Here is a 25207-nt window from a genome sequence, read left to right as displayed (position 1 = left end):
CCGGACGTCGCGCCGCCGCAGCCGGCGGCGCCTGCCCCGCCGGCCCCCGGGCGGGGTCAGCCGGCGAACGGATGAGCGGCGAAACCGGGCACCGGGGGACGGGCCCGGAACAGCGCCCCCGCCGGGGAGCGGTCGCCCGGTGGCGAGCCCTGACGGGACGTGGTGACGTAGAGGTCGGCGTGGTCCGGGCCGCCGAAGGCGCAGGCGGTCGGTCGGCGGACCGGCAGGTCCACCACGACCGACAGCTCGCCGTCCGGGGTGTAGCGGTGCACCGCCCCGCCGTCCCAGAGCGCCACCCAGATCCCGCCGGCCACGTCGACGCAGATCCCGTCGGGGACGCCCTGCTCCGGTGGCACCGCCACGACCGGCCGCCGGCCGGTCAGCTCCCCGGAGGCGCGGTCGACGTCGAACGCGTCCACCCGCCCCAGCGCCGAGTCGACGTAGTAGGCGGTGCCGCCGTCGGGGGTCCAGGCGAGTCCGTTGGAGACGGTGACCCCGGTCAGCACGGTGGTCACCGTGCCGTCCGGGTCGAGCCGGTACAGCGCGGCCCGACCGGGCGCGGCGTCGTACGCCATCGACCCGCAGTGGAACCGGCCCCACGGGTCGCAGGCCCCGTCGTTCATCCGGACCGTCGGATCCGACCAGACCTCCGGCAGCAGCGTCACCGTGTCGTCGGTGAGCAGCGCGAAGCCCCGTTCGACGGCGGCGACCAGACCGCCGCCGGTCCGGGGCCGGATGGCGGCGACCACCCCGGCGACGTGCCGGCGGGTGACCGCGCCGGTCACCGGGTCGAGGGCCAGAACGTCGCCGGCCAGCAGGTCCACCCAGCGCAGCCGGCCGTCGTCCGGACACCACACCGGCCCCTCGCCGTGGTCGGCGACCACCGGGGTGACCTGCGCGGCGGCCAGCCGCCCGGGCGCCCTCACAGGTAGTCCCCCGGCCAGTGGAACGCCCCCGGCGCGCCGGTGGTCGCGGCGAGCCGGGCGGCGTCGGCGTGCACCGGCCGGACCATGCCGGTCTCGTCGACCTCGGGCACCGGGTCGCTCAGCAGCCACGGCAGCGCCGCCCCGACCACCGGGTCGGCGGGCAGCCGGGCCACACACCGCTCCGCCCGGTCGGCGTGCGCGGTCGCCGCGACCGCGCCGAACAGCGCCCGCAGCGCCTCCGCCCCGCCGGCCACCTCCACCACCCGGACCAGCCCGGCGGACCGTTCCCGCACCAGGTACCCGACCGGCTCGCCGTGTTTCCAGGCGACCAGCAGCTCGGCGGGTGGGGCGTACCAGGCCGGCACCCGGTGCCGCCAGTCGTGGTCGCTCCGGACGGTGCTCAGCGGGCGGTGCGCGTTGAACGCCCGGTGCGGCGGCGCGAGGTCCGGCCAGTCCGTCCAGGAGCCCGGCCGCACCGTCCAGCCCTCGGGTGGCGCCGTCGGCGGGGCCGGACGGCCGCTGGTGTAGCCGAGGCGAAAGGTCCGGAAGCCGCTACCGCGGTAGACGGCCGGCGTGCCGGTGAACAGCAGCGCCCAGGCGCAGCCGTCGACGGTCATCGCCGTGACGGCCAGGTCCAGCAGCCGTCGCACGTGCCCCTGCCCCCGTTCCGCCGGGCGGGTGGCCACGTTGGCCACCCCGCCCACCAGGTCGACGGTCCCGTCGGCGGCGCGCAGCCGTCGGGGCAGGTAGTGCACGGCGGCCACCACCCGGGCGTCACGTACCGCGACGAAGGTCCGTCCGAACCGTCCCGGATCGGTGGCCCACACCGCGCCGACGTCCGTGGCGGGGAACGCCTCCGCCCAGGTCGACCGCAGCGACGGCAGGTCCTCCGGGGTGGCCGTGCGGTACCCGACCCCGCTCACGCCGGAACGAGGCGGTTGCGCTGCCGGCCGAGCCCCTCGACCTCCACCTCCATCACGTCCCCCGCGCCCAGGTACGGGTACCGGCCGGACAGCGCCACCCCCTGCGGGGTGCCGGTGTTCAGCACGTCTCCCGGTTCGAGGACGGTGAACTGGGACAGGTGCCAGATCAGGAACGCCACGTCGAAGATCATGTCGGCGGTGCGGGAGTCCTGCCGGGGCTCGCCGTTGACCCAGGACCGCAGCCGCAGCGCCTGCGGGTCGCCCACCTCGTCCGGGGTGACCAGCCACGGGCCGAGCGGGTTGAACGTCTCGCACGACTTGCCCTTGGCCCACTGCCCACCCGGGTCGGCGAACTGGTACTCCCGTTCCGACACGTCGTTGCTGACCGCGTACCCGGCGACGTGGGTCAGCGCCTCGGCCGGCGAGTCCAGGTAGCGCACCCGGGAACCGATCACCACCGCCAGCTCGACCTCCCAGTCCGTCCGCGTCGACCCGCGCGGGATCCGCACCTCGTCGTACGGCCCGACCACGGTGTTCGGCGACTTGTGGAACAGGATCGGCGCGGCCGGTGGCGCGACGCCGCTCTCCGCGGCGTGCGCGGCGTAGTTCTGCCCGATGCAGAGCACCGTCCCGGGGCGGGCGATCGGCGCGCCGATTCGCTGACCCGTCACCTCGACGCGGGGCAGCGGCCCGGCCGCCCGCACCCGGGCGACCGGGTCGGCGGCGAGGAACGCCGCGTCGATGTCGGCGGTGATCCCGCTCAGGTCGAAGTGGCCGGTGTCGTCGACGAGCACCGGACGTTCGGCGCCGACCGGCCCGATCCGCATGAACCGCATGATGGTGTTCCTCCTCGTGTTTCAGCCCATCCGGGCGAGCAGGTCGGGCGTCACCGCGTGGGCCAGGGGCCGGCCGGTGGCGTACCGGACGATCTCGTCCACCACGATCTCGCCCTGCCGGCGGCGTCCCTGCACCGTGCCGGCCGCCTGGTGCGGGGTGAGCAGCACGTTCGGCAGCGAGCGCAGCGGGTGCCCGACCGGCAGCGGCTCGTCGTCGAAGACGTCCAACGCCGCGTCGATCCGGCCGGCGGCCAGCTCGTCGACCAGCGCCGCCTCGTCCACCAGCCACGAGCGGGCGGTGTTGACCAGCCCCGCGCCGTCGGGCAGCAGGGCCAGCTCCCGGGCCCCGATCAGGTGCCGGGTCTCCGGCAGGGTCGGCGCGTGCAGCGCCACGATCCGGCTGCCGGCCAGCAGCTCGTCCAGCCCGACCAGCCGGGCGCCGAGCGCGGCGGCGTCCGCCGGGGTCAGGGTCGGGTCGGCCACCGTGACCTCCGCGCCCAGCAGGCGCACCAGCTGCACGTACGCCCGCCCGGTCCGGGACGCCCCGATGACCCCGACCGGGCAGCCGAGCAGCTCGTGCCGGGGCGGGGCCGCCTCGGCGACGTGCCACTCGACGCCGTCGTGCAGTGCGTGGTCGAAGCGGGGCAGCCGGTGCAGCAGCGCCAGGGTGAACGCCAGCGCCACCTCGGCCACCGGGCGGGCCATGCCCTGCCCGGCCTGGGTGACCGCGACGCCCCGGGCGAAGACCTCGTCGGTGACGAACGGTTTGACCGACGCGCCGGTGTGCGCGACCAGCCGCAGCGCCGGGGCGCGGTCCAGCAGGGCCGCGTCGAGCCGGGGCACGCCCCAGGCGGTCACCAGCACCTCGGCACGGGCCAGCACCGGGGCCAGCCCGGGACGGGTGAGCGCGGCGTGCCCGTCGAGCAGCGTGCACTCGGCGGCGGCGGCCAGCCGCTCGCCGACCCGGTCCGGGAAGAACTGGGCGCGCAGCGCCGGTGGCACGCTCACCACGGCGACCGGACGGCGGGTGGGGCCGCCCGGCCGGTCAGCGGAGCCAGTCATCGCGGTGCGCGGCGACGAACTCGTCGTCGGTTAGCCACGGGTGGGCGGCGGCGACCCGGGTCAGCTCCTCGGCCTGGCCGGGGGAGAGGCCCTCGGCCGGGTCGAGGCACCACACCCCGTCGAGCAGGCCCTGCCGGCGCAGCACCTCGTGCACCCCGGCGATGCAGCCGTGGAAGTCGTGCGCGGCGTCGAAGACGGCCGCGTTGGCGTCGGTGACGGCCGCCGCCCGGTCGGTGAGCAGCGCCAGCGCCGCCAGGTCCCCGGCGCGGGCCGCCCGGACCTGCCCGAACAGCTCCACCGCCGCCCGGGTCCAGACCGCCCACTGGCCGAGCAGCCCGCCGACGAACCGCCGGCCGGCGAATTCGCCGAGCAGGTCACCGACGATGTGGTCGTCGTTGCCGGTGTAGAGGGCCACCTCGGCGCCCCGGTCGGCGGCGGCGATGCCGCGCACCGCCTCCAGGGTCCGGTACCGGTCGAACGGGGCGAGCTTGACCGCCACCACCGACGGCAGGTCGGCGAAGGCCCGCCAGAACGCGCTCGACAGCCGGGGTCCGCCGATCGCCGGCTGGAGGTAGAAGCCGACCACCGGCAGCACCTCGCCGACCGCCTTCGCCCGGGCCAGCAGGGCGGCCTCGTCCGCGCCGGGCACCACCGGGGAGAGCAGGACGGCGTGGTAGCCCAGCCCGGCGGCGAGTTCCGCCTCGGCGACCGCCTGCGCGGTGTCCCCGCATGCCCCGGCGACCTTGACCACCGGGCGTCCGGCCTCGCCGTCGACCATCTCAGCGGCGAGGGCGAGCACCGGCTCCAGCAGTCCGGCCTGGCGGATGGCGAACTGGGTGGTGTGCACCCCGACGGCCACCCCACCCGCCCCGGCAGCGAGGTAGTAGCGGGTCAGCGCCCGCTGTCGGCGTTCGTCGAGCCGCCGGTCGGCGGTCAGGGCCAGCGGGTGGGCGGGGATCACCGTGCCGTCCCGCAGCAGCTCCAGGGACATGTCAGAACCTCCCGTCGCGGACGGCGAACTTCGTCGGTTTGCCGGAGGTGGGCAGTCCGGCGGCGAGCCAGTCGGCCTGCCAGTCGACCAGGGTGCCCAGCGGCACGTCCGGGTAGCCGAACAGCGCGTGGCAGCGGGTGGCGTCGTTGAGCAGCGCGGTGGGCGCCTCGGTGCCGGTGAGCGTGACCGGCCGGCCGAGCCGTTCGCCCATCCGGGCGGCGATCCGCCGTACCGGCGCGGTCTCCGGCCCGGTCAGGTTGAGGGTGAACACCTCCGGCGTGGCGTGCCGCAGCGACCGCAGCGCCACCTCGTTGGCGTAGCCCTGCCAGACCACGTTGACGTGCCCGGTGGTCACGTCGACCGGCTCGCCGGCCAGCACCGCGTGCCCGATGTCGGCGAGCACGCCGTAGCGGAGGTCGACGGCGTAGTTGAGCCGGAGCACCGCGACCGGGGTGCCCCGGGTGGCGGCGGCGTGCGCGAAGACCTGCTCCCGGCCGAGGCAGCTCATCGCGTAGTCGCCGACCGGGCCGGTCGGGTCGGTCTCCGCGCAGCCACCGGAGCCCACCGGCACCATCGGGTAGACGTTGCCGGTGGAGAAGGCGGCGATCCGCGCGGCCGGGTAGCGGCGGGCCACGGCGGCCGGCAGCACCGCGTTGACCACCCAGGCCAGGTAGGGCGCGGCCGAGGTGCCGAACTTCGCGCCGACCATGAAGACCACGTCGGTGGCGTCCGGCAGCCCGCCCAGGTCGGCGTCGCCGAGCAGGTCGAACGGCACCGGCTCGACGCGGTCGGCGGCCAACGCCCCGGCGGCGGCCCGGTCCGTCCACCGGGACACCGCGTACACCCGGTCGCCGGTGCGGCCGGCGGCGTCCAGTCCCCGGCGCGCCAGCCGGCACAGCGACGGCCCCATCTTGCCCCCGGCGCCGAGCACCACCAGGTCACCGCGGCCCTCGGCCAGGTCGGCGACCAGCGCCGCCGACGGGCGGGCCAGCCGCTGCTCCAACTCGCTCTCGTTCGTGAACACTCGTCTCAACCCTTGATTCCGGACATCGTGACGCCCTCGGTGAAGTAGCGCTGGCCGACCAGGTACGCGGCGAAGATGGGCACGAAGGCGACCACCGAGCCGGCCAGCATGACGTTGAGCGGCACCTGCTCCTGCTGGAGGGAGGCGATGCCGACGGTGAGCGTGCGCATGTCCCCGCTCTGCCCGATGATCAGCGGCCAGAGCAGGTCGTTCCAGTGCCACAGGAAGACGAACACGCCGAGGGTGGCCAGGATCGGCTTGCACAGCGGCAGCACGATCCGGACGAAGGTCCGCCACTCCGAGGCACCGTCGATCTTCGCGGCCTCGAACAGCTCGTCCGGCAGTCCCTGGATGAACTGCCGCATCAGGAACACCGCCTGCGCGTTGGCCAGGGTCGGCAGGATCAGTCCCCAGTAGGTGTCCACCCCGCCGGCCTTCGCGATCAGGATGAACGTGGGGATCAGCGTGACGTGGTAGGGCACCATCACCATGGCCAGGAACGACCAGAACATGGTCTCCCGGCCGGGGAAGCGCTTCTTGGCGAAGGCGTACCCGGCCATCGCGGCGAGCAGCAGCACCGCGACCACGCTGACCACCGAGTAGATGGTGGTGTTCAGCAGCCACCGCAGGATGCTCCGGGAGGCCAGCACCTCCTGGTACGCGCCGACGTCGACCGGCCAGGGCAGCAGGCTGGCCGGGAACTCGATCGCGGCGGCGGGCTTCAGGCTCAGCACCACCATCGCGTAGAACGGGAAGAGGGTGACCACGCTGGCCACGGCGAGCAACGCGTACCGCGCCACCCGGCCGGCGGGACCCGGCTCCAACGCCCGGTAGGCGCGCCGTCGCCGGGCGGGCGGGGTGGGCGTCGGGGTGGTCGGCGCGGGGGTGGTGGTCGTGGCGGTCACTTGTCCCTCCCGAGGGCGAGCCGTTGGATCAGCGCGACGACCAGGGTCATCACGAACAGGGCCACCCCGATCGCACTGGCGTAGCCGAGGTCGAAGTACTTGAAGCCCTGGTCGTACAGGGCCATGACGAGGGTGTAGCTGCCCCGGGCCGGGCCACCGCCGGTCATCGCGTAGACCAGGTCGAAGACCTGGAACGAGGCGGTGGTCTCGATCACCAGCAGGAAGAACAGCACCGGCCTGAGCTGCGGCAGCACGATCCAGCGGAACCGCTGCCAGGGACCGGCGCCGTCGGTCAGCGCCGCCTCCTCCTGCTCGCGCGGCAGGTCCTGAAGGCGGGCCAGCACGATCAGCATGCCGTAGCCGAAGTGCGACCAGACCCCCACCAGCGCCAGCGCGGGCAGCACCAGCGTGCTGGAGGCGAGCCACGACTCGTCGGGCAGGCCCAGCCAGCCCAGGATCCGCGACCACGGTCCCTCGGCGGAGAACACCCAGGCGAAGATCGTGGCGACCAGCACCAGACTCGTCACCACCGGCAGGAAGAACACCGACCGGAAGAACCCCACGCCCCGGAAGCCCCGGCGGACCAGCAGCGCGAGCCCGACCGAGGTGACCACGGTCAGCGGCACGTAGAGCAGGGTGTAGACGACGGTGACCCGCAGCGACTGCCAGAACACCGGGTCGTCGACCAGCCGGCGGGCGTTCTCCAGGCCGGTCCACTCGGCCTCGCCGCCGATGGCGTACTCCATGAAGCCGAGCACCAGCCCGGCGATGGCCGGGCCGAAGCGGAAGGCCAGGAAGAGCAGGAACGCGGGCAGGACGAAGAGCAGACCCCAGCGGGCCTCGCGCCGCGCGACCACCCGCCGGGACCGCCGGGCCACCACCTGTGCCGGTACGGCCATCTCGTCCTCCTTGTCTCGGGTGCGGCACCGACCGAACCGGCCGGTGTCGTGGGGCCCGTCGCCGGTGACCGCCCGGCGACGGGCCACGGTCGACGGGTCAGAGCAGCGCGTCGGCGGCCTTGGCCGCGTCGGCGAGCGCCTGCTCGGGGGTCTTCTTGCCGATCAGCGCGGCCTGGATCTCCGGGGCCAGCACGCCCATCACCTCGCGGCTGGACTCGTGCAGCGTGCCGACGGTCGTGCTGGTCAGGGTCTGCTCCATCGCGCTGCGCACCGGGTCGTCGGCGTAGAGCGGACCGGCCGACTTCTTCGCCGAGAAGTAGTTGCCCTGCTTGTCGTACGCGGTGGCCACCGAGGGACCGGTGACGAACTCGACCCACTCGCCGGCGGCCTTCTTGGCCTTGCTGGCCTTGAGGATCGACAGGCTGCCGACGGTGCCGTACCCGACGCTCTTCGTCTCGGCCAGCGGCGGGAAGATCTTGATGTTCTCCTTGCCCCAGAACTGCTCGACGTCGGCCGGGACGTGCTGCCAGGTGCAGGCGACCTTGTTCTTGGCGACGTTGGTCTGCTCGAAGGCCGGGATGCTGGTGATCAGGTCCTTCTGGACGTATCCGCCGTCGACGAGCTGCTTGAGGAAGGTCAGCGCCTTGACGCCCTCCGGACCGTCGAAGGCCACCGATTTCCCGTCGGCGCTGAACACGTCCCCGCCGGCCTGCCAGAGCAGCGGGTAGAACGACTGGTTCAGGGTGGCGCTCGGGTCGGCGTAGTAGTTGGTGACGTCGAAGCCCTTGGCCTTGAGGGTGGGTGCGAGGGCGAGCAGGTCGGCCCAGGTCTTCGGGTACGTGGTGACCCCGGCAGCGGTGAACACCTTCGCGTTGCACATCAGCGGGTTGCTGCTGGTCAGGATCGGCGCGCCGAGCATCTTGCCGTCGAGGGTGACGGCGGCGCGGACGTTGTCGAGGTAGTCGGCCTTCGCGTCGTCGGACAGGTGGCCGTCGACCGGCTCGATGACGTTGTGGAACTTGCCGAGCTGGTCGGGGATCAGGTACACCACGTCCGGCCCCTTGCCGCCGGCGATCGCCGTGGTCAGCGACTCCTCCCGCTTGGCCCAGGGGAAGATCTCCACCTTGACGTCGACGTTCGGATGGTCGGCCTTGAACGCGGTGACCTGCTGGTCCCAGAAGCCCCGGTGGGTGGCCTCGTCGGGGATCACCGGGTAGATCCACATGGTGACGGACTGCTTCTCGTCGCCTCCGGCGCCGTCCCCGCCGCCGCACGCGGCGACCAGCCCGGTCAGCAGCGCGGCGACCGCGACCGGCGCGAACCTGCGTACTCGCATCTGTCTCGTCCTCTCTGGGTGTCAGTGCGCGGGCACGGTCACGACCGTGCCGGTGTGCCGGGCCGTCTCGGCGGCGAAGACCGCGAGGTGACTGGCGAGCGACTCGTCCAGTCCGGACCGGATGTGGTGGCTGTCGCCGGTGGCCACGGCGCGGACGAAGGCGTCCATCACGCCGCTGTCGCCCCCGCCGTGGTCGTCGGCGGCGGTGGCGCCGCCGACCGTGCCGGCGTCGATCTGCTCGATCCGGTCGGTGCGGAAGTCGTGCACCCGGACCCGTTCGCCGTCGCCGGTGAGCGTGCCGTGGGTGCCGAAGAGCCGGGTCTGCCGGTGGGTCTGTTCGGTGAAGGCGGTGACGGTGAAGGTGGCGGTCAGGCCGCCGGTCAGCTCCATTGCCACCACCTGGTGGTCCACGACGTCGTTGTCGCAGGAGTAGACGCAGCGCCCGTACGGGCCGGTGCGCAGCGCGTCGAGCAGGGCCGGCTCGTCGGTGCCGTCGGTGACCACGCTGACCGGCCAGATCGGCCCGCGTTCGCGCAGCGTCGGCAGGTAGAGCTTCGGTGCCGAGTACGGGCAGGTCGGCTCCACCGGGCAGGTCAGGCAGCGGTCGGTGGCCCCGGCCGGCCGCTGGTCGGGTCGGAAGTGCCGCAGGCCGCCGAAGCTGGACACCCGCTCGATCCGCCGGCCGGTGACGTAGCTCAGCCAGTCCAGGTCGTGGCTGGACTTGGCCAGCAGCATCGGGGTGGCCCGGTCCTCCCGTCGCCACGGTCCGCGCACGTACGAGTGGGCGAAGTGCCACCAGCCGACCGGCTCCAGGTGCTGCACGCTGACGACCTCGCCGAGCACGCCGCTGTCCACCACCCGTTTCACCAGGTCGGTGTAGGGGGTGTAGCGCAGCACGTGGCAGACCGCGAAGAGCACCCCGGTGGCGCGGACCGCGTCGACGATCCGCCGGCACTCGTCGGCGGTCGGGGCGAGGGGCTTCTCCACCAGGAGGTGGTGGCCGGCGGCGGCGAACGCGACCGCCGGCTCCACGTGTGCCCGGTCCTGGGTGGCGACGATCACGGCGTCGGCGGCCACCCCGGCCGCCCGCAGGTCCCGCCAGTCGGTGAATCCGACGGCGTCCGGGTGCGCGGCGGTGACCAGCGACCGCTGGTGCGCGCGCGGGTCGGCGACCGCGACCAGCCGCGCCCGGTCCGGGTGGGCGGCCACCCAGCGGGCGTACGTCTGGCCCCGGTTGCCGGCGCCCACCAGCGCCACGGTCACCGGCCGGTCCTGCTGCGGCACGTCGCTCCTCCTCGCTCCGGGTCGGCTGGTCAGACGGTCAGGTTGCCGGCGTCGCGGATCTGCGGTCCGGCGGCGGGCAGCGTCCGGTCGACGTCTTCCTCGACGCAGCCGGTGTGGTGCAGGTAGGAACCCTCACCGAAGCCGGCGTCGGTCAGCCGCAGCCGCCCGCCGCTGAACTGCGTGCCGACCGCCGAGTACCGGTTCCGCCCGGACTCGACCACCACGTGCGCGGTGTCCGCGTCGGCGGCCACGCTGAGGTATCCGCCCAGCTCCCAGCGCACCGTACCGCCGGCCGCACCCCGGCTGAGCAGCGCCTTCGCCGCGTTGGTGCCGCGCAGCACCGCCCCGCCGCCGACGGTGAGTCGCTGGTCGGCGGCGCCGGCCAGCCTGATCCCGGTGTCGGTCAGCGTGCCGCCGGAGATCCGCGTCTCGGCGGCCTTGACCACGATCGGGGCGGCCCCGGCCGCGCCGGTCAGGGTCACGTCGGTCAGGTGCAGCGCCCCGGTGCCGTCGAAGGTGTGCCCGTCCAGCCCGGTGATCGTGGTCCGCACCAGGTGCACGGGCACGGTGACGTTCGGCTGCACCACCGCGGTGGCCCGGGCGGCGAGCCGGAACGCGCAGCCCTCGATGATGTTGGGCCGCCCGGACCGGTTGGACGCCTGCGACACGATCAGCGTGTCGTCGGCGGAACAGCCCCGCATCTGGATCCCGTCGGCGTTGACCCAGATCATCCCGGAACCGGCCAGCCCGTCCTTGCGGATCACCTGGACGTCCTCCAGGGTCAGGTCGGTGACCTTCACCCGGGCCACGAACCAGGAGCAGACGTGCTTGCGGACGGTGATCCGCTTGGCCGCCGAGCCCCAGGCCGCGCCGGAGTTGGCGAAGGTCATCAGCCCGGAGTTGCCGGTGTAGACCAGGTCGTGCTCGTACTGCCCGTGGGTGACGAACGGGCCCTGGTCGTCGCCGTCGCCGTGGCAGTTCGTGACGTAGCAGTACGCCGAGGCGGTCCAGTCGTTGAGGTGCCGGGCGTTGGAGGTGCGGCAGTCCTCGACGTGCCCGTAGAGGCAGTAGATCTGCTGGGTGAGGTAGCCGGCGCCGCCCCAGGTGACCGAGGTGGGGTTGGTCAGGGTGCAGCGGGCGGTGTGGAAGTACGTGGACCAGCGCCGCATGATCACCGGCCAGAAGGAGCCGGTGGCGTCGATGTCGGTGGCGTCGCAGTGCACCGCGTACTCGTAGGCCAGCGGGTGCGAGCCGGTGTACTGGTCGGCGCCGTTGCCGGTGAAGACCAGGTTGCGCACGTGCACCCGGCTGACCGGTTCGACCCGGGTCCAGGTCAGGGTCCGACCGGCGGCCAGCTCCCAGCCGTTCTTGTAGTTGATCCGGATGTGCGTGCCGTCGACGATCTGGGTGACCTGGACGAGTTTCTGGAGTTCCTTCTCCCAGCGGCCGGCGAGCTGGTTGACCTCGACGGCGTACCACTGCCCGACCGCGAAGGCCGACGAGTCGCCGACCTGGAAGGAGTCCCAGCCCTCCCGGACCACCTCGGTCAGCTTGTGGGTGTGCACCTGGTCGGTGACGGTGCCCCGGAAGAAGAGCACCGCGGCGAACGGGTCGTCCTGTCCGGCGTTCTCGATGCCCTTGGTGGACATGGTGTGCCCGCCGAAGTCGAGCGTCAGGTCGCTGCGGGTGAACCGGTGCCGCTTGACGAAGTGCAGGTCGGAGTGGGCCTCGATGCGGTGCACGGTCGGGTCGTTCACCATGGCGTCGAGAGCGGCGTCGGCCGGGGTCCGCGCGTCGAAGATCCCGAAGTGCCGGAACTCGACGACCCCGTCGTGCACCTGGAGCCACCGGCCGGCGCCGGGCCGGTCGCCGTACGGGCTGAGCACGGTGCCGCCGTTGCCGGCCGTGGTGCTGCTGGCGGACCAGCGGACCAGCCGGGCCCCGCCGTCCCCGGCGGCGTGGTGGCCGTCGACGTGCACGAGCTGGCCGTCGTCGATCCGCGTCGGGTCCAGGCCGAGCAGGGCGGCGACGGTGGGGACGTGGAACACCGCGTCGCGGCCCGGGCTCAGCGGGGCGGCCCCGGTGCCCGACTCGGTGGGGGCGGCGGAGGCCGCCGGGGTGGGGGAGAAGGCCAGCGTGGTGCCGGCGAGGGCGAGACCACCGAGGCCGGAGGCGCGCAGCAGGGTCCGGCGGGTGGTCGGTTCGGAGCGTTCCATGGGGGTGTCTTCTCCTACGGGCGGGGGAGCCGGGGCGGTCAGCGGACGAGGTTGTCGCCGGTGGCGACGCGCGGGGAGTCGGCGGGCAGCTCCCGGTCGACCCCCTCCTCGACACAACTGGTGTGCAGCAGCGTCGACGGCGCGCCGAAGCCCGCCGGGGTGAGGACCAGGCGTCCGCCGGTGAACCGGGAGCCGACCGCCCGGTACCGGTTGACGCCGGTGTCGAGACGGACGTGCGCGGTGTGCGCGTCCGCCGCGGTGCTGTGGTAGTCGCCCAGTTCGACGCGGACCTGCCCGGGGCCGGCGGCCCGGCCGAGCAGCGCGCCCCGGGAGTTGGTGCCGGTGACCACGGCACCGCCGTCGAGCACCAGGCGCTGGTCGCGGAGGGCGGTGAGTTCGATGCCGGTGTCGGTCAGCGTGCCGCCGGTCACCACGACCTCGGCCGCGCCGACGCTCAGCGGGGCGGCGGTCGGGCTGCCGGTCAGCGTGCAGTCGGTGAGGTGCACCGGCCCGGAGCCGCGCAGGATCGCGCCGTCGAGTCCCCGGAAGGTGGTCCGGACGAAGTGCACCGGGTTGCTCACCGGGGTCTGCACGACCACCGTGCCGGCGGGTTGGTCGAAGTCGCAGTCGGCGATGATGTTGGGCCGGCGGGAGCGGGTCGACCGTTGGGCGATGCTCAGGGTCCGGGCCGAACAGCCCCGCATCTGGACGCCGTCGGCGTTGACCTGGAGGGTGCCGGCCGGGTCGAAGGTCGACCGGGCGATCACCCGGACGTCCTCCAGGGTCAGGTCGGTGATCTTCGTGCCGGCGACGAACCAGGAGCAGACGTGCCGGCGGACGGTGATCCGCTTGGCGCTGATGCCCCACTGCCCACCGCTGTTGGCGATGTCCATCAGTCCGGAGCAGCCGGTGAAGACGAGGTCGTGCTCGTACTGGCCGTGGGTGGTGAAGGGGTTGCCGCCGGCGTCGTCGCCGTCGCCGTGGCAGTTCTCCACCACGCAGTACGCCGAGGCGGTCAGGTCGTTCAGGTGCCGGGCGTTGGAGCTGCGACAGTCCACGACGTGCCCGTAGAGGCAGTAGATCTGCTGGGTGAGGTAGCCCGCGCCGCCGTACATGACGGTCGGGGGGTTCTTCAGCGTGCAGTTCGCGGTGGTGAAGTGGGTGCACCAGCGCCGCATGATCACCGGCCACCAGGTGCCGGTGGCGTCGATGCCGGAGACGTCGCAGCGCACCGCGTACTCGTAGGCGACCGGGTGGGATCCGCTGTACTCCCGGTCGTCCGGTCCGGAGCCGGGGTACTCGCCGGTGAACGCGACGTGGCCGAGGAAGACCATGTTGCGGATGTGCGCGCGCCGGACCGGCTCGACCCGCCGCCAGGTGATCGTCCATCCCGGGGCCAGCTCCCAGCCGTTGAGGTAGTTCACCCGGACGTGCCGGCCGTCGACGATCTGGGTGACCTGCACCATCTTCTGGAGTTCGCGCTCGTCGGCGCCGGTGAGCGCGTTGCTGGTGACGGTCCACCACTGCCCGACCGCGAACCGGCCGGAGTCCGGCACCTCGAAGACGTCGGAGAGTTCCGGCACCGTCTCGGTGAGGGTGTGGGTGACGACCGTGTCGGTGACCCGGCCCCGGAAGTAGAGCACCGCGCCGAACGGGTTGTCGTGCGTGTTGCGCTCGATGCCGTCGGTGTGCACGGTGTGCCCGCCGAAGTCCAGCTCGATGTCGCTGCGGCCGAAGGTGTGCCGCTTGACGAAGCGCAGGTCGGTGTGGGCCTCGACGCGGTGGATCGCCGGGTCGGTGACCATGGCGTCCAGCGCGGCGTCGGCGGGCGTGTCCCGGCCGAGGACGCCGAACATCCGGAAGTCGCCGACGCCGTCGTGCACGGCCAGCCAGCGGCCGGCGTGCCGACGGTACGGGTCGTGCACGGTGCCGCCGTTGCCGGCGGCGGTGCTCGTCGGCGACCAGCGCAGCAGGGTGCCGCCCCCGTCGCCGGGGGTGTGGTAGCCGGCGACCCGGACCAGGGTCCGGGCGGTCAGGTCGGCGGGGGTGAGCCGGCGCAGGTCGGCGATGGTGTCGACCTGGAGCACGGGTGGGCGGGCGAGGACGGACGAACCGGGTTGACCCATGGAGAGCCTCAACCTTCGCGGTCCAGCGGACGACGGCGTCGCCGTCCGACGGTGCGGGGCGCCCGTCCGGCACGGGGGAGCGCCGGAGGGCGGAGGGGGAAGGTCGGGCAAACGCGCGAGGCGCGCAGGCGGCGGAGCTGCTGACCGTACGGCCCGGCGCCGGGGCTGCGGCGCGGCGGGCGTCAGCATGTTCGCCCGAGAGTGGTCGTGACCTGGGTCCCGACCCGTCACGACCCGCAGGTCGTGACGTTGGCGGTGACGTTAAACAGCTGGTGAACCAGGTGTCAAGAGGTGAGTTGCGGACCGGCGTAGCCCAGGCGGGCGGAGATCTCCTCGGCGGCTTGCCGGACCTGCCGCCCCAGTTCCTGGTAGCGCCAGCTGGGCAGACCGAGCTTGAGTCCGGTGACGCTGATCGCCCCGGAGCAGGCCCCGGTGTGGTCGCGCAGCGCGCTGCCGATGCAGAACACGCCCTCGGCGTCCTCCTCGTCGTCGAGCGCGTAGCCGGCCTGCCGGACGTCGTCGAGGTGGGCGAGGAGGGAGTCCAGGTCGACGATGGTGTGGTCGGTCCGCCGGGGCAGGCCGACCCGGTCGATCAGCTCGCGGACCTGCGGCGCGGACATCTCGGCCAGCAGCGCCTTCCCGAGCCCGGTGCAGTGCGGCAGTTCCCGGGTGCCCATCCGCAGCTCGATCTGGATCCGCTCGCCGTTGCTGACCTGGTCGATGACGACCGCGTGTTCCCCCTCGGGCACGGCGAGTCGGGAGCTGAGTCCGGTCTGCCGGGTCAGGGCGGCGAGCACCGGGCGGGCGATGTCGCGGAGCGAGAGCTGCTCCTGCGCGCGGACCCCGAGCCGGGCCAGCGCCATGCCGAGCCGGTAGCGCCGGTTCATCCCCTCGCCGTCGTCCGCGGCCAGCCCGTGCTGGCAGAGGGTGTGCAGGGTGGCGAAGGCGGCGCTCTTGGACAGTCCGCAGGCCCGGGCCACGTCGGTGACGCTCAACCCGTGCCCGGGCGTGGCGGCGGCGAGCGCCTCCAGCACCTCGGCCGCCCGGCTGACACTGCGCACCAGGTAGCGGGAGCCGTCCGTTTCTTCGGTGACGGTCATGGTCCTCTCTTCGGTCAGCGGATCGGAGGGTGTTCGGCCAGTACGGCAGCCAGTGTTCGTCAAGGCCGAACAGCGTAACAAATCTGTTCGGGAATCTTGGCCCGCGCAGTTGACCATGCGGAATTGCCGTGCCTAGTATGCCGAACAGCGTTTGGTAATGCCGAACGGTGTTCTGAAAACTCGACAAGTTCCTCTCGCGGCGGACAACACCGCGGTGTCGTGGCCGGGCTGGGCCACGACGCCGCACCGATGAGGAGACAGGTGTGAATCCACGATCGGCCCCGTCCGGCACCTCGCTCGCCGAGCGGGCCCGCCGGGTCATTCCCGGGGGCGTCAACAGCGGTCAGCGCAGCATCCCCGGCCTCACCGACCTGGTGATCACCCGGGCCGCCGGCGCGCGTTTCTGGGACGCGGACGGGCGTGCCTACACCGACTACCACGCGGCCTTCGGCCCACCCCTGCTCGGACACAACGACCCCGACGTCAACGCGGCGGTGGCGGAGGCCGGACAGCGGCTCGACCTGTGCGGCGTGGCCGTCACCGAGGGCGAGGTGCGACTCGCCGAGGCCCTGGCCGAACTGGTCCCCAGCATCGAACGGGTCCTGCTGACCAGCACCGGCAGCGAGGCCACCTTCCACGCGCTGCGGGTGGCCCGGGCCGCCACCGGCCGTCGCCTGGTGGTCAAGTTCCAGGGCTGCTACCACGGCTGGCACGACTCGGTCAGCCTCAACGTCATCTCGGCGCCGGACCGGGTGGGCCGGCCCGACCCGATCTCCACGGGCATCCTGCCCGAGGTGCTCGACGCCACCCTGGTGCTGCGGTTCAACGACGTGGCCGAGGTCCGGGCAGCCTTCGCCGCGCACGGCGCGGACATCGCCGCCGTGATCGTCGAACCGGTGCCGCACAACGTCGGCTGTCTCCTGCCCGACCAGGAGTTCCTCGTCGCGCTCCGCGAGGAGTGCACCCGCGCCGGCAGCGTGCTGGTCTTCGACGAGGTGATCACCGGCTTCCGGCACGACCTGGGCGGCTGGCAGAAGATCAGCGGCGTCACCCCGGACCTGACCACCCTCGGCAAGGCCATCGCCAACGGCTACCCGGTCGGCGCGCTCGGCGGTCGGGCCGACCTGATGGACCTGTTCAGCACCCGCCCCGGCGCCCCCGCCTTCTTCGCCGGCACCTACAACGGTCACCCCGCCGTGGTGGCCGCCGCGCTGGCCACCCTCGACAAGCTGCGCGCCGAGCCGGTCCACGCGCACGTCTTCCGGCTCGGCGAGCGGATCCGCGCCGGGCTGACCGAGGTCTTCGCCGACCTCGACGTCCCGGCGGTGGTCACCGGGCACGGCTCGGTCTTCGTCAGCTACTTCATGGCCGGCCCGGTTCCGCGTACCTACGACGACCTGCTGCGCAACGATGCGGGCATGTTCATCGGCTACCGGCGGCGGATGCCCGAGCACGGCATCTTCGAGTTGCCGCTCAACCTGAAGCGCAACCACGTCTCCTACGCCCACACCGACGCCGACGTCGACCACCTGGTCGAGGCCACCCGGGCGGCGGTCCGCGACACCGTCGCGGCGGGCGGGGTGACGGAACTGGCGGGCACGGCCACCATGGGTGGCGCACTGGCGGGCACAGGTGGCGCGGTCCCGACCCGGGGGGTGTCCTGATGCTCACCGTCGACACCACGCGGCCGGTCGGTCCGGCCGGCCGGATCAGCCGGGTGGAGACCCTCACCCTCGGCACCGCCTGGCGGGACTTCTCCTACGTGCGGGTGCACACCGACGCCGGGTTGACGGGGGTCGGCGAGATCACCCACCCGTACCGGGGCCGGGAGACGTGCCAGCTCACCGAGGCGATGGCCGGCCGGCACCTGATCGGCGCCGACCCGTTCGACGTCGAGGAGATCTGGCTGCGGATGTACCAGGGCGACTTCCTGCGCGGCGGGGACGTCGGCGGGATCGTCGTCTCCGGCGTCGACCAGGCGCTCTACGACCTGATGGGCAAGGCGCTCGGGGTGCCGGCGTACCGGCTCACCGGCGGCGCCTGCCGCAGCCGGGTCCGGGTCTACGCCAACGGCTGGTACACCGGCGACCGGGAACCGGCGGCGTTCGCCGAACGGGCCGTCGCCACCGTCGCCAAGGGGTACACCGCGCTCAAGTTCGACCCGTTCGGGGCCGGGCTGGGCGAACTGTCCCGCGCCGAGCTGCGCCGGTCGATCGACATCGTGGCCGCCGTCCGGGAGGCGGTCGGCCCCGACGTGGACCTCTTCGTCGAGGGGCACGCCCGGTTCGCCATGCCCACCGCCGCCCGGCTGGTGCGTGAGCTGGCCCCGTTCGACCTCGGGTGGTTCGAGGAGCCGCTGCCCTGGACGCACATCGAGCGCTACGCCGAGCTGCGCGCCCGCGCCACCATGCCGATCTCCGGCGGCGAGCACTTCCACAACCGCTACGAGTACGCCCGGCTCTTCGCCACGAACGCGGTCGACATCATCCAGCCGGACCTGTCGATGGCGGGCGGGTTCACCGAGGTCCGCAAGCTCGCCGCCATCGCCGACCAGCACGCCATGCTGGTCGCCCCGCACAACTCCAACTCACCGCTGTGCACCACCGCGTCGGTGCACGCCGTGCTCGGCATGCCCAACTTCATGATCCTGGAGACCTTCGACGGGTTGCTGGAGGACTACGTCTTCGAGGCCGTCCGGGGTGCCCTGCCGGTGGCCGACGGGCACGTCGACCTGCCCACCGCCCCCGGCCTCGGCATCGAACTCGTCGACGAGGTCTTCGCCGCGCACCCGCCGAGCCACGGCTTCTGGAACATGTTCGCCGAGGGCTGGGAGAAACGGGACCGGCGATGATCGTCGACGTGCACTCGCACCTGTTCGACTGCCCGGAGCACGTCGGCGACCCGTTCGCCGCCGAGGCGTCCCGGGCACACGGCGGCGAGGTCGACCTGACGGTGCGGTGGTCGGAGTACGCGGCCACCGCACCCGCCGACACCCGCACCATCGTGGTCGGTGGCAAGGCCCGCCGGTCCGGCCTCTGGGTCGACGACGCGGCGGTGGCGGCGTACGTGGCCGCCCGGCCGGACCGGCTGATCGGCTACCTCGCCCTGGACCCCACCCAGCCCGGCTGGCGCGACGAACTGGAACACGGGCACCGGGACCTCGGCCTGCGCGGCATCAAGCTGATGCCGATGTACGCCGGTTTCGACCCCGCCGACCCGGCCTACGACGACCTGTACGCCTACGCCGAACGGCACGGCCTGCCGCTGCTGGTGCACACCGGCACCACCTTCGTCTCCGCCGCGCCCCTGCGCTACGCGCTGCCGGTGCACCTGGACGAGGTGGCCATCCGCCACCCCGAGCTGCGGATGGTCCTGGCCCACCTCGGCCATCCGTACGAGGGGGAGTGCATCGCGGTGATCCGCAAGCACCGGCACGTCTACGCCGACGTCTCCGCCCTGCACTACCGGCCGTTCCAGCTCTGGCACAGTCTCCGGCTGGTGCAGGACTACGGGGTGTGGCCCAAGCTGTTGTTCGGCAGCGACTACCCGTTTACCACCGTGGACGCCTCGATTGACGGACTGCGCCGGGTGGGGCGGGTGCCCGGCATCCCGGGTCTGGACCCGCTCGACGTCGACCAGATCGAGCAGCTCATCCACCGTCCGTCGCTCGACCTGCTGGGGCTCGCATGACCGCCGTACCGCCCTCGTTCGACCTCACCGGCCGGCTCGCCGTCGTCACCGGGGCGGCCCGGGGGCTCGGCGCCGCGTTCGCCGCCGGCCTGGCCGCCGCCGGCGCCGACCTGATCCTGGTCGACCGGCCCGGGGTGGACCTCGGGCCGGTCGCCGAGCAGGTCACCGGCTTCGGCCGGGCCGCCCACCGGCACCCGTTCGACCTGGCCGACACCGAGGCGATCGGCGGCTGGGTGGACGACCTGCGCGCCACCCACGGCCCGCTGCACATCCTGGTCAACAACGCCGGGGTCGCCCGGCTGGAGCACTTCAACGAGATCACCGTGGCCGGCTGGCGGGAGCTGATGCGGGTCAACGTGGACGCCGTCTTCTTCTGCGCCCAACGGGTCGCCGAGCACATGATCGCCGACGGTGTGTCCGGCCGGATCGTCAACATCTCCTCGAAGAACGGGCTGGTCGCCGAGGCCGGGCTGGCCCACTACAACGCCTCCAAGGGCGCGGTGGAACTGCTCACCCGCTCGCTCGCCGCCGAGCTGGGCCGGTACGGGATCACCGCGAACACCATCGCCCCTGGCATGATCGCCACGCCGATCGACGGGGAGTTCCCGTTCGACCGGGCCGCGTTCGAGGCAGCCTGGGAGCAGCGCATCCCGCTCCGCGGCGGGTACGGGACCCCCGCCGACTGTGTGGGTGCGCTGCTCCTGCTCGCCTCGGACGCCGGCCGGTACGTCACCGGTACCCACCTGGTGGTGGACGGCGGAGTGCTGGCCGACCAGATGCCCCGGCTGCGCTTCATGCCGCCCTACCGCAGCACGCTGCCCCCGGCCGACGGCGACCGGACCTGACGACGACCACGCGCGGCGGACGGCCCCGGCTCACGGCTGCGCGCGCAGCCACACCCGCAACGGTCCGACCGGGCGGAACCCGACGTCGCGGGCGGGCCGGAGGTCGTCGTCGGGTTCCCAGCCGACCAGCGGCCCGGCGCCGAACCGGGCGCACACCCCGCGCCACACCGCCGCCGGGTCGCTGCCGAACACGTTCGACACGCCGACCGCCCCGCCCCCCGCGCTGACCACCGCGCCGCCGGTCACCGTGCCCGCCGGGCCGTACGCGGCCAGCACCGTCACCGCCGGGTCGGCCAGCAACGCCGGATGGCGCAGCGCCGTCCCGCCGTGCGCCTCGGCCCAGGCGGCCAGCGCCGGCGCGGTGGTCACCGGGGTCAGCGGGGGACCGTCCGGCACACCACCGGCCGGCCGGTGGATCCACTGCCCCTCGACGAGGACCCGGAACCCGTACGGCGTCAGGTCGAGGGCGGCGAAGCTGTCCTTGACCGACGCCTCCGGACCGGCGTCGACGCGGCGGAGCAGTGCGGCGGCGGACGCCTGGGGCCGGAGGGTCACCGCGTCCGGGTACCACGGCGGGGACCGGCGCGGCACCGACCAGGCGTCGGCGTCCCATGTCCCGGTCGTGCCGTGGGCACGGCAGACCACGTCGCACCACGCCGCGTTGTTCCGCGCCGCGGTGACCGCCTCGGCGTGCGCCACCGGGCACCTCCTGTCGTCCCCGGCAATCTCCGGCACGCCGGCACGACCCGCAAGGGATTTCCCGGCCGTCCGGGGGCGGGGAACGCCGGTTGGTCCGGGGCGGTGCGCCCGCGGGTTCCCCGTGGTCGGGGTCGACGTCCGGGCGCGGTCGGGGCGGACGCCGGCCGCCGGGCGGGGCTAGGGTCGACCGGTGACCCGCTTCCTTCTCGTGCCGGGGCGGGGCGTGCCGCGTCCGGGGCACTGGCAGCAACGGTGGGCCGCCGGGCGGCCCGACCACCGGTGGGCGCACCCGCCGTCCGGGCCGCCGTACCGGCTGGACGAGCGGGTGGCCGCGTTGCACGCGGCGGTCACCGCCGACGACGAGCCGGCGGTCCTGATCGCGCACAGCGCCGGCTGCCTCACCACGGTCGTGTGGGCCGCCCGGCACATCGGGCCGGTTCGGGCGGCGCTGCTGGTCGCTCCGCCGTACGTCGGTCCGGACTGGCTGTCCGAGATGGACGGCACCGTCGTGGCGGCGCTGGAAGGACGGCTTCCGTTCCGGTCGGTGCTGGTGGCCAGCCGCACCGATCCCCACGCGTCGTGGGAGCAGTCCCGCCGGTACGCCGAACGGTGGGGTGCGGAGCTGGTCGACGTGGGCGACGCCGGGCACGTGGACACCGGCGGCGGCTACGGTCCCTGGCCCGAGGGTGAACGCCTGGTCGTCCGGCTCGCCACGGCACCGGAGGCCGGCTCCGACCCCGACCCCGACCCCGGTCGCCCGGCCGACCGGGCGTGACCGTCCGTCACCCCGTCCGCCGTCGACCGGCGGCCCCCGCCGCACACCGCCGCCCTCCCCGTCGACCAGGAACCGCCCGCCGGGTCCGGGGCGCCCGTGGCGTCAACCGGCGACCAGTCGGGCGAGGAGCAGCCCCGCCCACGCCGCGCCGAGCCCGACGGTCACGTTGAGCAGCACGATGCCCAGCGCGGCGCCGCGCCGGCGGTCCCGACCCAGGCGCAGCGTCTCGTACGAGAGGGTCGACCAGGTGGTCAGCGCGCCACAGAAGCCGGTGGCCAGCACGGCGGTCACCGCCGGGTCGACCGGCATCGCGAGGACCACGCCGAGCAGCAGCGAACCGGCCACGTTCACCGCGAGCGTCCCCCACGGCAGCGCCGACCCGAACCGGGCTCGCAGCGCCCAGTCGGCCAGGTAGCGCAGCGGGGCGCCGACGGCCGCGCCGAGCGCGATCAGCAGCACGGTCACCGCGCCGACCCGCCCGCCCGCGTCCGGTCCAGCAGCCAGCCGGTGGCCGCGTCGCCGAGCCAGACCGCGCCGAGCGCGGCGAGCACCGTCGCGCCGAGGTAGGCGAGCGCGGTCCCCGGCACGCCGGCCCGGAGGGCCTGCTGCACGTCGAGCACGTACGTGGAGAAGGTGGTGAACCCGCCCAGCACCCCGACCCCGAGGAACGGACGCAGCAGCGGCCGGTCCGTCCAGACCCGGGTGAGCAGCACCATCAGCACGCCGATCAGCAGGCAGCCGACCACGTTCACGGCGAACGTCGACCAGGGGAACGCGGTGGGTCGGTAGGGGAACGCGGCGAGCGTCCCGGCCCGGGCCAGCGCGCCGACCACACCCCCCGCGGCGACCACCGCGAGCATCGTCGCCAGCGGTGTCGGCCGGGCGGCGGGGAAGCCCGGGCCGCCATCGGGTCCGGGGCGGGGACTGTCGGACACCGCTCCTCCACCGGTACGTCGATCGGGGCACCGCGTCGCCACGTCGGGCGGAGCCGGCGGGGCGACGACGCCGGACGCCAGCCTAGCGGGACGTGGCGCGTCGCCCCACCGTCCGCCGACCGCACCCGCAATGTCGGTTTCAGCCCGGTTGGTCGGGGGCAATTCCGGTCCCGACAGCGTCGTCCACCGGAGGGGGGAGACATGATGGGGGAGAGCACGGTACCGACCACGGACCGGTCGGCTCCGCCGGTCCGTACGGGTGGGAGCCGCCGGGACGGCCCGCCCTTCCGAAAGCCGCGCTGGCCCCGGGCGTACGCCTTCGCCCTGGTCACCGGCGCGCTCTTCGTCTTCTCCTGGATCGGCCAGTTCCTCTTCCAGATGACCGTGGCCGGCAACGAGGCCCGGCAGCACGGGGAGTCGTTCGCCTGGGGGGATTTCCTGCCCCAGTTCCTGGCCAGCACGTTCGAGAACTGGCAGAGCGAGTTCCTCCAGTTGATCTGGCAGGCGGCCGGGTTGGCCCTCTTCTACTACTGGGGCTCCTCCCAGTCGCGGGAGTCCGACGAGCGGATCGAGGCCAAGCTGGACGCGCTGCTGCGCGAGCGCGGCCTCGACCCGGACCGCCCTTGACCTCAACCCCGCTTCACGTCGGAGGCTGGTCGGCGTCGACGACGGAACGGGGGAGCGCCATGCGGGTGGTCGAGGTGTCCAGGTTCGGTGGGCCGGAGGTGCTCACCCTGATCGAGGTGCCCGACCCGGCGCCCGGACCGGGCGAGGTCGTGGTCGACGTGGCCGTGGCGGACGTGCTCTGGGTGGAGACCATGATCCGCAGCGGTCACGGCGGTCGCTACTTCCCCGTCCAGCCGCCGTACCGGGCGGGCGTCGGGGTAGCGGGCACCGTGGCGGCGGTCGGGCCGGGCGCCGACCCCGCCTGGGCCGGCCGGCGGGTGGTCGCCCGCACCGGCGAACGCGGCGGGTACGCCGAGCGCGTCGCGGTCCCGACCGACGGGCTCGTCCCGGTGCCGGAGCCGGTGGGCCTGCGGGAGGCGGCGGCGCTGCTGCACGACGGCACCACCGCGTTCGGGGTGCTGGACCTGATCCCACCCCGCCCCGGCGACCGGGTGCTCGTCACCGCCGCCGGTGGCGGCCTCGGCGCGCTGCTCGTGCAGTGCGCCCACGCCGCCGGGGCGCGGGTGGTCGCCGCCGCCCGGGGCGCGGCGAAGCTCGACCGGATCCGGGGGCTCGGTGCCGACCACGTCGTCGACTACTCCGCGCCGGACTGGACCGACCGGGTGCGGACGGTCACCGGTGGCCTCGACGTGGTGTTCGACGGGGCCGGCGGCGCGTACGGCCGGGCCGCCTTCGACCTGCTGGAACCGGGCGGTCGCTACTCCGCCCACGGCACCCCCGCCGGGGCGTTCGCGGTGCCCGACCCGCAGCGGGCGGCGGCCCGGGGCGTCACGGTGATCGGCATCGACGACATTCGCTTCCCGCCGGAGGTGGCCCGGGAACACCTGGTGCGGGCCCTCGACGCGGCCGCCGCCGGGCGGCTCACCCCGCTGGTCGGGCAGACCTTCCCGCTGGCGCGTGCCGCCGACGCGCACCGGGCGATCGAGGCTCGGACCACGACCGGCAAGACGCTGCTGACGATCTGAGCCGGTCGGCAACGTCGGCGCGTCGCGCCCGGCCGTCGGCCTGACCGCCGGACCACGGGGCACGATGGCCTGATGCGGGACATCGTGCTCTTCCACTCGGTGTACGGCCTCCGCCCGGCGGTCCTGGCCGCCGCCGACCGGCTCCGCGCCGCCGGGCACCGGGTCGTCACCCCCGACCTGTACGGGGTGCCCGCCGTCGCGTCCATCGAGGAGGGCTTCGCGCTGTTCGGCCGGATCGGCACCGAGACCGTCCTGGCGCGGGCCCGGGCCGCCGTGGCGGACCTGCCGGCCGACACGGTGCTGGCCGGGTTCTCCATGGGCGCCGGGGTGGCGGGCGCCCTGCTGGCCGACCGGCCCGCCAGCGCCGGGCTGCTGCTTCTGCACGGCACCGGCGGCGCGCCCGAGGCGGTCCGCGCCGGTCTGCCCGTGCACCTGCACATCGCCGACCCCGACCCGTACGACCCGCCCGCCGAGGTGGACGCCTGGCGGCGGGCGATGGACGCGGCCGGCGCCGGGGTCGAGGTGTACCGCTACCCGGGCACCGACCATTTCTTCACCGACCCCGACATGCCTGGGTACTCGCCGGTCGACGCCGACCGGCTCTGGGACCGGGTGCACGCCTTCCTGGGCTAGGTCCATCCCCGCGCCCTTTGCTCTGTACCCCTGCCCGCGCCAGGCACTCTGCGTGAGCGGTGGTTCCTCGCGCCGAAGCTCGTCGACGACCCGCGACCCCTGCTCGACGGCGGTGTCGCGTATCCGGGTGTCGAGCGAAGGGAAACTCCGGGGACGGTGCCATCCGTCGGACGGTCACCCATCGTGAGAACCCGTCCCCACCACCTCTCTGTGCCTTCCGGCGCCATCGATGGCCCACCGTGTCGTGGGTCGACGCGCGGTCCTTTCGGCCGCGAGATGGCCGCTGAGCAGGCGAATCTCGAGTCTTGCCAGGTGCGGTGATCAGGTGTACAACTATGCGAGCTAGGTAC

General features: G+C 73.8%; 24 protein-coding genes. 8 read left to right on the top strand and 16 right to left on the bottom strand.

Going from position 1 to position 25207, the window contains the following annotated elements; all coding sequences use genetic code 11:
* Window positions 1-56 precede the first annotated feature (56 nt).
* The 13 genes from GA0070618_RS27915 to GA0070618_RS27855 all read right to left on the bottom strand — a co-directional run bounded on the left by GA0070618_RS27915 (window position 57) and on the right by GA0070618_RS27855 (window position 15628).
* The gene (locus GA0070618_RS27915) at window positions 57-926 is read right to left on the bottom strand and encodes an SMP-30/gluconolactonase/LRE family protein (protein ID WP_197701665.1); all 870 of its coding nucleotides are present in this window, start codon (window positions 924-926) and stop codon (window positions 57-59) included.
* Window positions 923-1849 (bottom strand): GNAT family N-acetyltransferase, encoded by a 927-nt coding sequence (locus tag GA0070618_RS27910; protein WP_088984279.1) that lies wholly within the window; start codon window positions 1847-1849, stop codon window positions 923-925. The genes GA0070618_RS27915 and GA0070618_RS27910 overlap by 4 nt, the downstream gene beginning before the upstream one ends.
* Window positions 1846-2685: a fumarylacetoacetate hydrolase family protein gene (locus GA0070618_RS27905; RefSeq protein WP_088984278.1), complete on the bottom strand. Its 840-nt coding sequence runs from the start codon at window positions 2683-2685 to the stop codon at window positions 1846-1848. Before GA0070618_RS27905 ends, GA0070618_RS27910 begins: the two co-directional genes overlap by 4 nt.
* 21 nt (window positions 2686-2706) lie before the next feature.
* On the bottom strand, window positions 2707-3693 hold the full coding sequence (locus GA0070618_RS27900) for a hydroxyacid dehydrogenase (RefSeq protein ID WP_197701664.1): 987 nt from the start codon (window positions 3691-3693) through the stop codon (window positions 2707-2709).
* Window positions 3694-3730: 37 nt separating this feature from the next.
* The gene (locus GA0070618_RS27895) at window positions 3731-4738 is read right to left on the bottom strand and encodes a dihydrodipicolinate synthase family protein (protein ID WP_088984276.1); all 1008 of its coding nucleotides are present in this window, start codon (window positions 4736-4738) and stop codon (window positions 3731-3733) included.
* Between the two features lies 1 nt (window position 4739).
* Window positions 4740-5762, bottom strand: coding sequence for an NAD-dependent epimerase/dehydratase family protein (locus GA0070618_RS27890; RefSeq protein ID WP_088984275.1), 1023 nt, complete (start codon window positions 5760-5762; stop codon window positions 4740-4742).
* Between the two features lie 5 nt (window positions 5763-5767).
* Window positions 5768-6667: a carbohydrate ABC transporter permease gene (locus GA0070618_RS27885; protein WP_088984274.1), complete on the bottom strand. Its 900-nt coding sequence runs from the start codon at window positions 6665-6667 to the stop codon at window positions 5768-5770.
* Window positions 6664-7566: a carbohydrate ABC transporter permease gene (locus tag GA0070618_RS27880; protein WP_088985892.1), complete on the bottom strand. Its 903-nt coding sequence runs from the start codon at window positions 7564-7566 to the stop codon at window positions 6664-6666. Before GA0070618_RS27880 ends, GA0070618_RS27885 begins: the two co-directional genes overlap by 4 nt.
* 97 nt (window positions 7567-7663) lie before the next feature.
* Window positions 7664-8902, bottom strand: a complete 1239-nt coding sequence (locus GA0070618_RS27875) for an ABC transporter substrate-binding protein (protein WP_088984273.1) — start codon at window positions 8900-8902, stop codon at window positions 7664-7666.
* 21 nt (window positions 8903-8923) lie between these two features.
* Window positions 8924-10186, bottom strand: coding sequence for a Gfo/Idh/MocA family protein (locus tag GA0070618_RS27870; RefSeq protein ID WP_231931488.1), 1263 nt, complete (start codon window positions 10184-10186; stop codon window positions 8924-8926).
* A 29-nt stretch (window positions 10187-10215) separates the two neighbouring features.
* Window positions 10216-12402: a peptidase C14 gene (locus tag GA0070618_RS27865; RefSeq protein ID WP_157749026.1), complete on the bottom strand. Its 2187-nt coding sequence runs from the start codon at window positions 12400-12402 to the stop codon at window positions 10216-10218.
* Between the two features lie 38 nt (window positions 12403-12440).
* Window positions 12441-14528, bottom strand: coding sequence for a hypothetical protein (locus tag GA0070618_RS27860; RefSeq protein WP_197701663.1), 2088 nt, complete (start codon window positions 14526-14528; stop codon window positions 12441-12443).
* A 284-nt stretch (window positions 14529-14812) separates the two neighbouring features.
* On the bottom strand, window positions 14813-15628 hold the full coding sequence (locus tag GA0070618_RS27855; protein ID WP_088984272.1) for an IclR family transcriptional regulator: 816 nt from the start codon (window positions 15626-15628) through the stop codon (window positions 14813-14815).
* A gap of 263 nt (window positions 15629-15891) precedes the next feature.
* Here GA0070618_RS27855 and GA0070618_RS27850 point away from each other — a divergent pair, with 263 nt between their 5' ends.
* The 4 genes from GA0070618_RS27850 to GA0070618_RS27835 are packed head-to-tail and all read left to right on the top strand — an operon-like array spanning window position 15892 to window position 20163.
* Window positions 15892-17292 carry an aspartate aminotransferase family protein gene (locus tag GA0070618_RS27850; protein WP_088984271.1) on the top strand — a complete coding sequence of 467 codons (1401 nt, stop codon included), beginning with the start codon at window positions 15892-15894 and terminating at the stop codon, window positions 17290-17292.
* The gene (locus tag GA0070618_RS27845) at window positions 17292-18479 is read left to right on the top strand and encodes a mandelate racemase/muconate lactonizing enzyme family protein (protein WP_088984270.1); all 1188 of its coding nucleotides are present in this window, start codon (window positions 17292-17294) and stop codon (window positions 18477-18479) included. Before GA0070618_RS27850 ends, GA0070618_RS27845 begins: the two co-directional genes overlap by 1 nt.
* Window positions 18476-19318, top strand: coding sequence for an amidohydrolase family protein (locus tag GA0070618_RS27840; protein ID WP_088984269.1), 843 nt, complete (start codon window positions 18476-18478; stop codon window positions 19316-19318). Before GA0070618_RS27845 ends, GA0070618_RS27840 begins: the two co-directional genes overlap by 4 nt.
* Complete coding sequence (locus tag GA0070618_RS27835; RefSeq protein ID WP_088984268.1) at window positions 19315-20163, top strand: SDR family NAD(P)-dependent oxidoreductase; 849 nt, start codon at window positions 19315-19317, stop codon at window positions 20161-20163. The genes GA0070618_RS27840 and GA0070618_RS27835 overlap by 4 nt, the downstream gene beginning before the upstream one ends.
* Window positions 20164-20193: 30 nt before the next feature.
* On the opposite strand, the gene GA0070618_RS27830 is transcribed toward GA0070618_RS27835, so the two are convergent.
* Window positions 20194-20862: a hypothetical protein gene (locus GA0070618_RS27830; protein ID WP_088984267.1), complete on the bottom strand. Its 669-nt coding sequence runs from the start codon at window positions 20860-20862 to the stop codon at window positions 20194-20196.
* A gap of 190 nt (window positions 20863-21052) precedes the next feature.
* Between GA0070618_RS27830 and GA0070618_RS27825 the strand changes: the two genes are divergently transcribed.
* Window positions 21053-21637, top strand: coding sequence for an RBBP9/YdeN family alpha/beta hydrolase (locus GA0070618_RS27825; protein ID WP_088984266.1), 585 nt, complete (start codon window positions 21053-21055; stop codon window positions 21635-21637).
* Between the two features lie 102 nt (window positions 21638-21739).
* On the opposite strand, the gene crcB is transcribed toward GA0070618_RS27825, so the two are convergent.
* Window positions 21740-22102: a fluoride efflux transporter CrcB gene (gene crcB, locus GA0070618_RS27820; RefSeq protein WP_088984265.1), complete on the bottom strand. Its 363-nt coding sequence runs from the start codon at window positions 22100-22102 to the stop codon at window positions 21740-21742.
* A complete protein-coding gene (locus GA0070618_RS27815) occupies window positions 22099-22572 on the bottom strand; it encodes a fluoride efflux transporter FluC (protein ID WP_231931487.1) in 474 nt (157 codons plus the stop codon). The genes crcB and GA0070618_RS27815 overlap by 4 nt, the downstream gene beginning before the upstream one ends.
* A gap of 201 nt (window positions 22573-22773) precedes the next feature.
* Here GA0070618_RS27815 and GA0070618_RS27810 point away from each other — a divergent pair, with 201 nt between their 5' ends.
* The 3 genes from GA0070618_RS27810 to GA0070618_RS27800 all read left to right on the top strand — a co-directional run bounded on the left by GA0070618_RS27810 (window position 22774) and on the right by GA0070618_RS27800 (window position 24857).
* On the top strand, window positions 22774-23199 hold the full coding sequence (locus GA0070618_RS27810) for a DUF6766 family protein (RefSeq protein ID WP_088984263.1): 426 nt from the start codon (window positions 22774-22776) through the stop codon (window positions 23197-23199).
* Between the two features lie 59 nt (window positions 23200-23258).
* Entirely contained in the window at window positions 23259-24224 is a 966-nt protein-coding gene (locus tag GA0070618_RS27805) for a zinc-binding dehydrogenase (protein WP_088984262.1), read from the top strand.
* A 72-nt stretch (window positions 24225-24296) separates the two neighbouring features.
* Window positions 24297-24857 carry a dienelactone hydrolase family protein gene (locus GA0070618_RS27800; RefSeq protein WP_088984261.1) on the top strand — a complete coding sequence of 187 codons (561 nt, stop codon included), beginning with the start codon at window positions 24297-24299 and terminating at the stop codon, window positions 24855-24857.
* The last annotated feature ends 350 nt before the right edge of the window (window positions 24858-25207 follow it).

The sequence above is a fragment of the Micromonospora echinospora genome, assembly GCF_900091495.1.
GTDB lineage: Bacteria > Actinomycetota > Actinomycetes > Mycobacteriales > Micromonosporaceae > Micromonospora > Micromonospora echinospora.
Note: the sequence above shows the minus strand (reverse complement) of the source record. Positions and strands in the feature narration are given on the sequence as shown.

Bases quoted from the DNA above. Each gene is read 5' to 3' on its own strand.
- GA0070618_RS27905 (WP_088984278.1), bottom strand. From the start codon at position 2,685: ATGCGGTTCATGCGGATCGGGCCGGTCGGCGCCGAACGTCCGGTGCTC.
- GA0070618_RS27895 (WP_088984276.1), bottom strand. From the start codon at position 4,738: ATGTCCCTGGAGCTGCTGCGGGACGGCACGGTGATCCCCGCCCACCCG.
- GA0070618_RS27880 (WP_088985892.1), bottom strand. From the start codon at position 7,566: ATGGCCGTACCGGCACAGGTGGTGGCCCGGCGGTCCCGGCGGGTGGTC.
- GA0070618_RS27875 (WP_088984273.1), bottom strand. From the start codon at position 8,902: ATGCGAGTACGCAGGTTCGCGCCGGTCGCGGTCGCCGCGCTGCTGACC.
- GA0070618_RS27865 (WP_157749026.1), bottom strand. From the start codon at position 12,402: ATGGAACGCTCCGAACCGACCACCCGCCGGACCCTGCTGCGCGCCTCC.
- GA0070618_RS27860 (WP_197701663.1), bottom strand. From the start codon at position 14,528: ATGGGTCAACCCGGTTCGTCCGTCCTCGCCCGCCCACCCGTGCTCCAG.
- GA0070618_RS27855 (WP_088984272.1), bottom strand. From the start codon at position 15,628: ATGACCGTCACCGAAGAAACGGACGGCTCCCGCTACCTGGTGCGCAGT.
- GA0070618_RS27845 (WP_088984270.1), top strand. From the start codon at position 17,292: ATGCTCACCGTCGACACCACGCGGCCGGTCGGTCCGGCCGGCCGGATC.
- GA0070618_RS27840 (WP_088984269.1), top strand. From the start codon at position 18,476: ATGATCGTCGACGTGCACTCGCACCTGTTCGACTGCCCGGAGCACGTC.
- GA0070618_RS27835 (WP_088984268.1), top strand. From the start codon at position 19,315: ATGACCGCCGTACCGCCCTCGTTCGACCTCACCGGCCGGCTCGCCGTC.
- GA0070618_RS27810 (WP_088984263.1), top strand. From the start codon at position 22,774: ATGATGGGGGAGAGCACGGTACCGACCACGGACCGGTCGGCTCCGCCG.
- GA0070618_RS27805 (WP_088984262.1), top strand. From the start codon at position 23,259: ATGCGGGTGGTCGAGGTGTCCAGGTTCGGTGGGCCGGAGGTGCTCACC.
- GA0070618_RS27800 (WP_088984261.1), top strand. From the start codon at position 24,297: ATGCGGGACATCGTGCTCTTCCACTCGGTGTACGGCCTCCGCCCGGCG.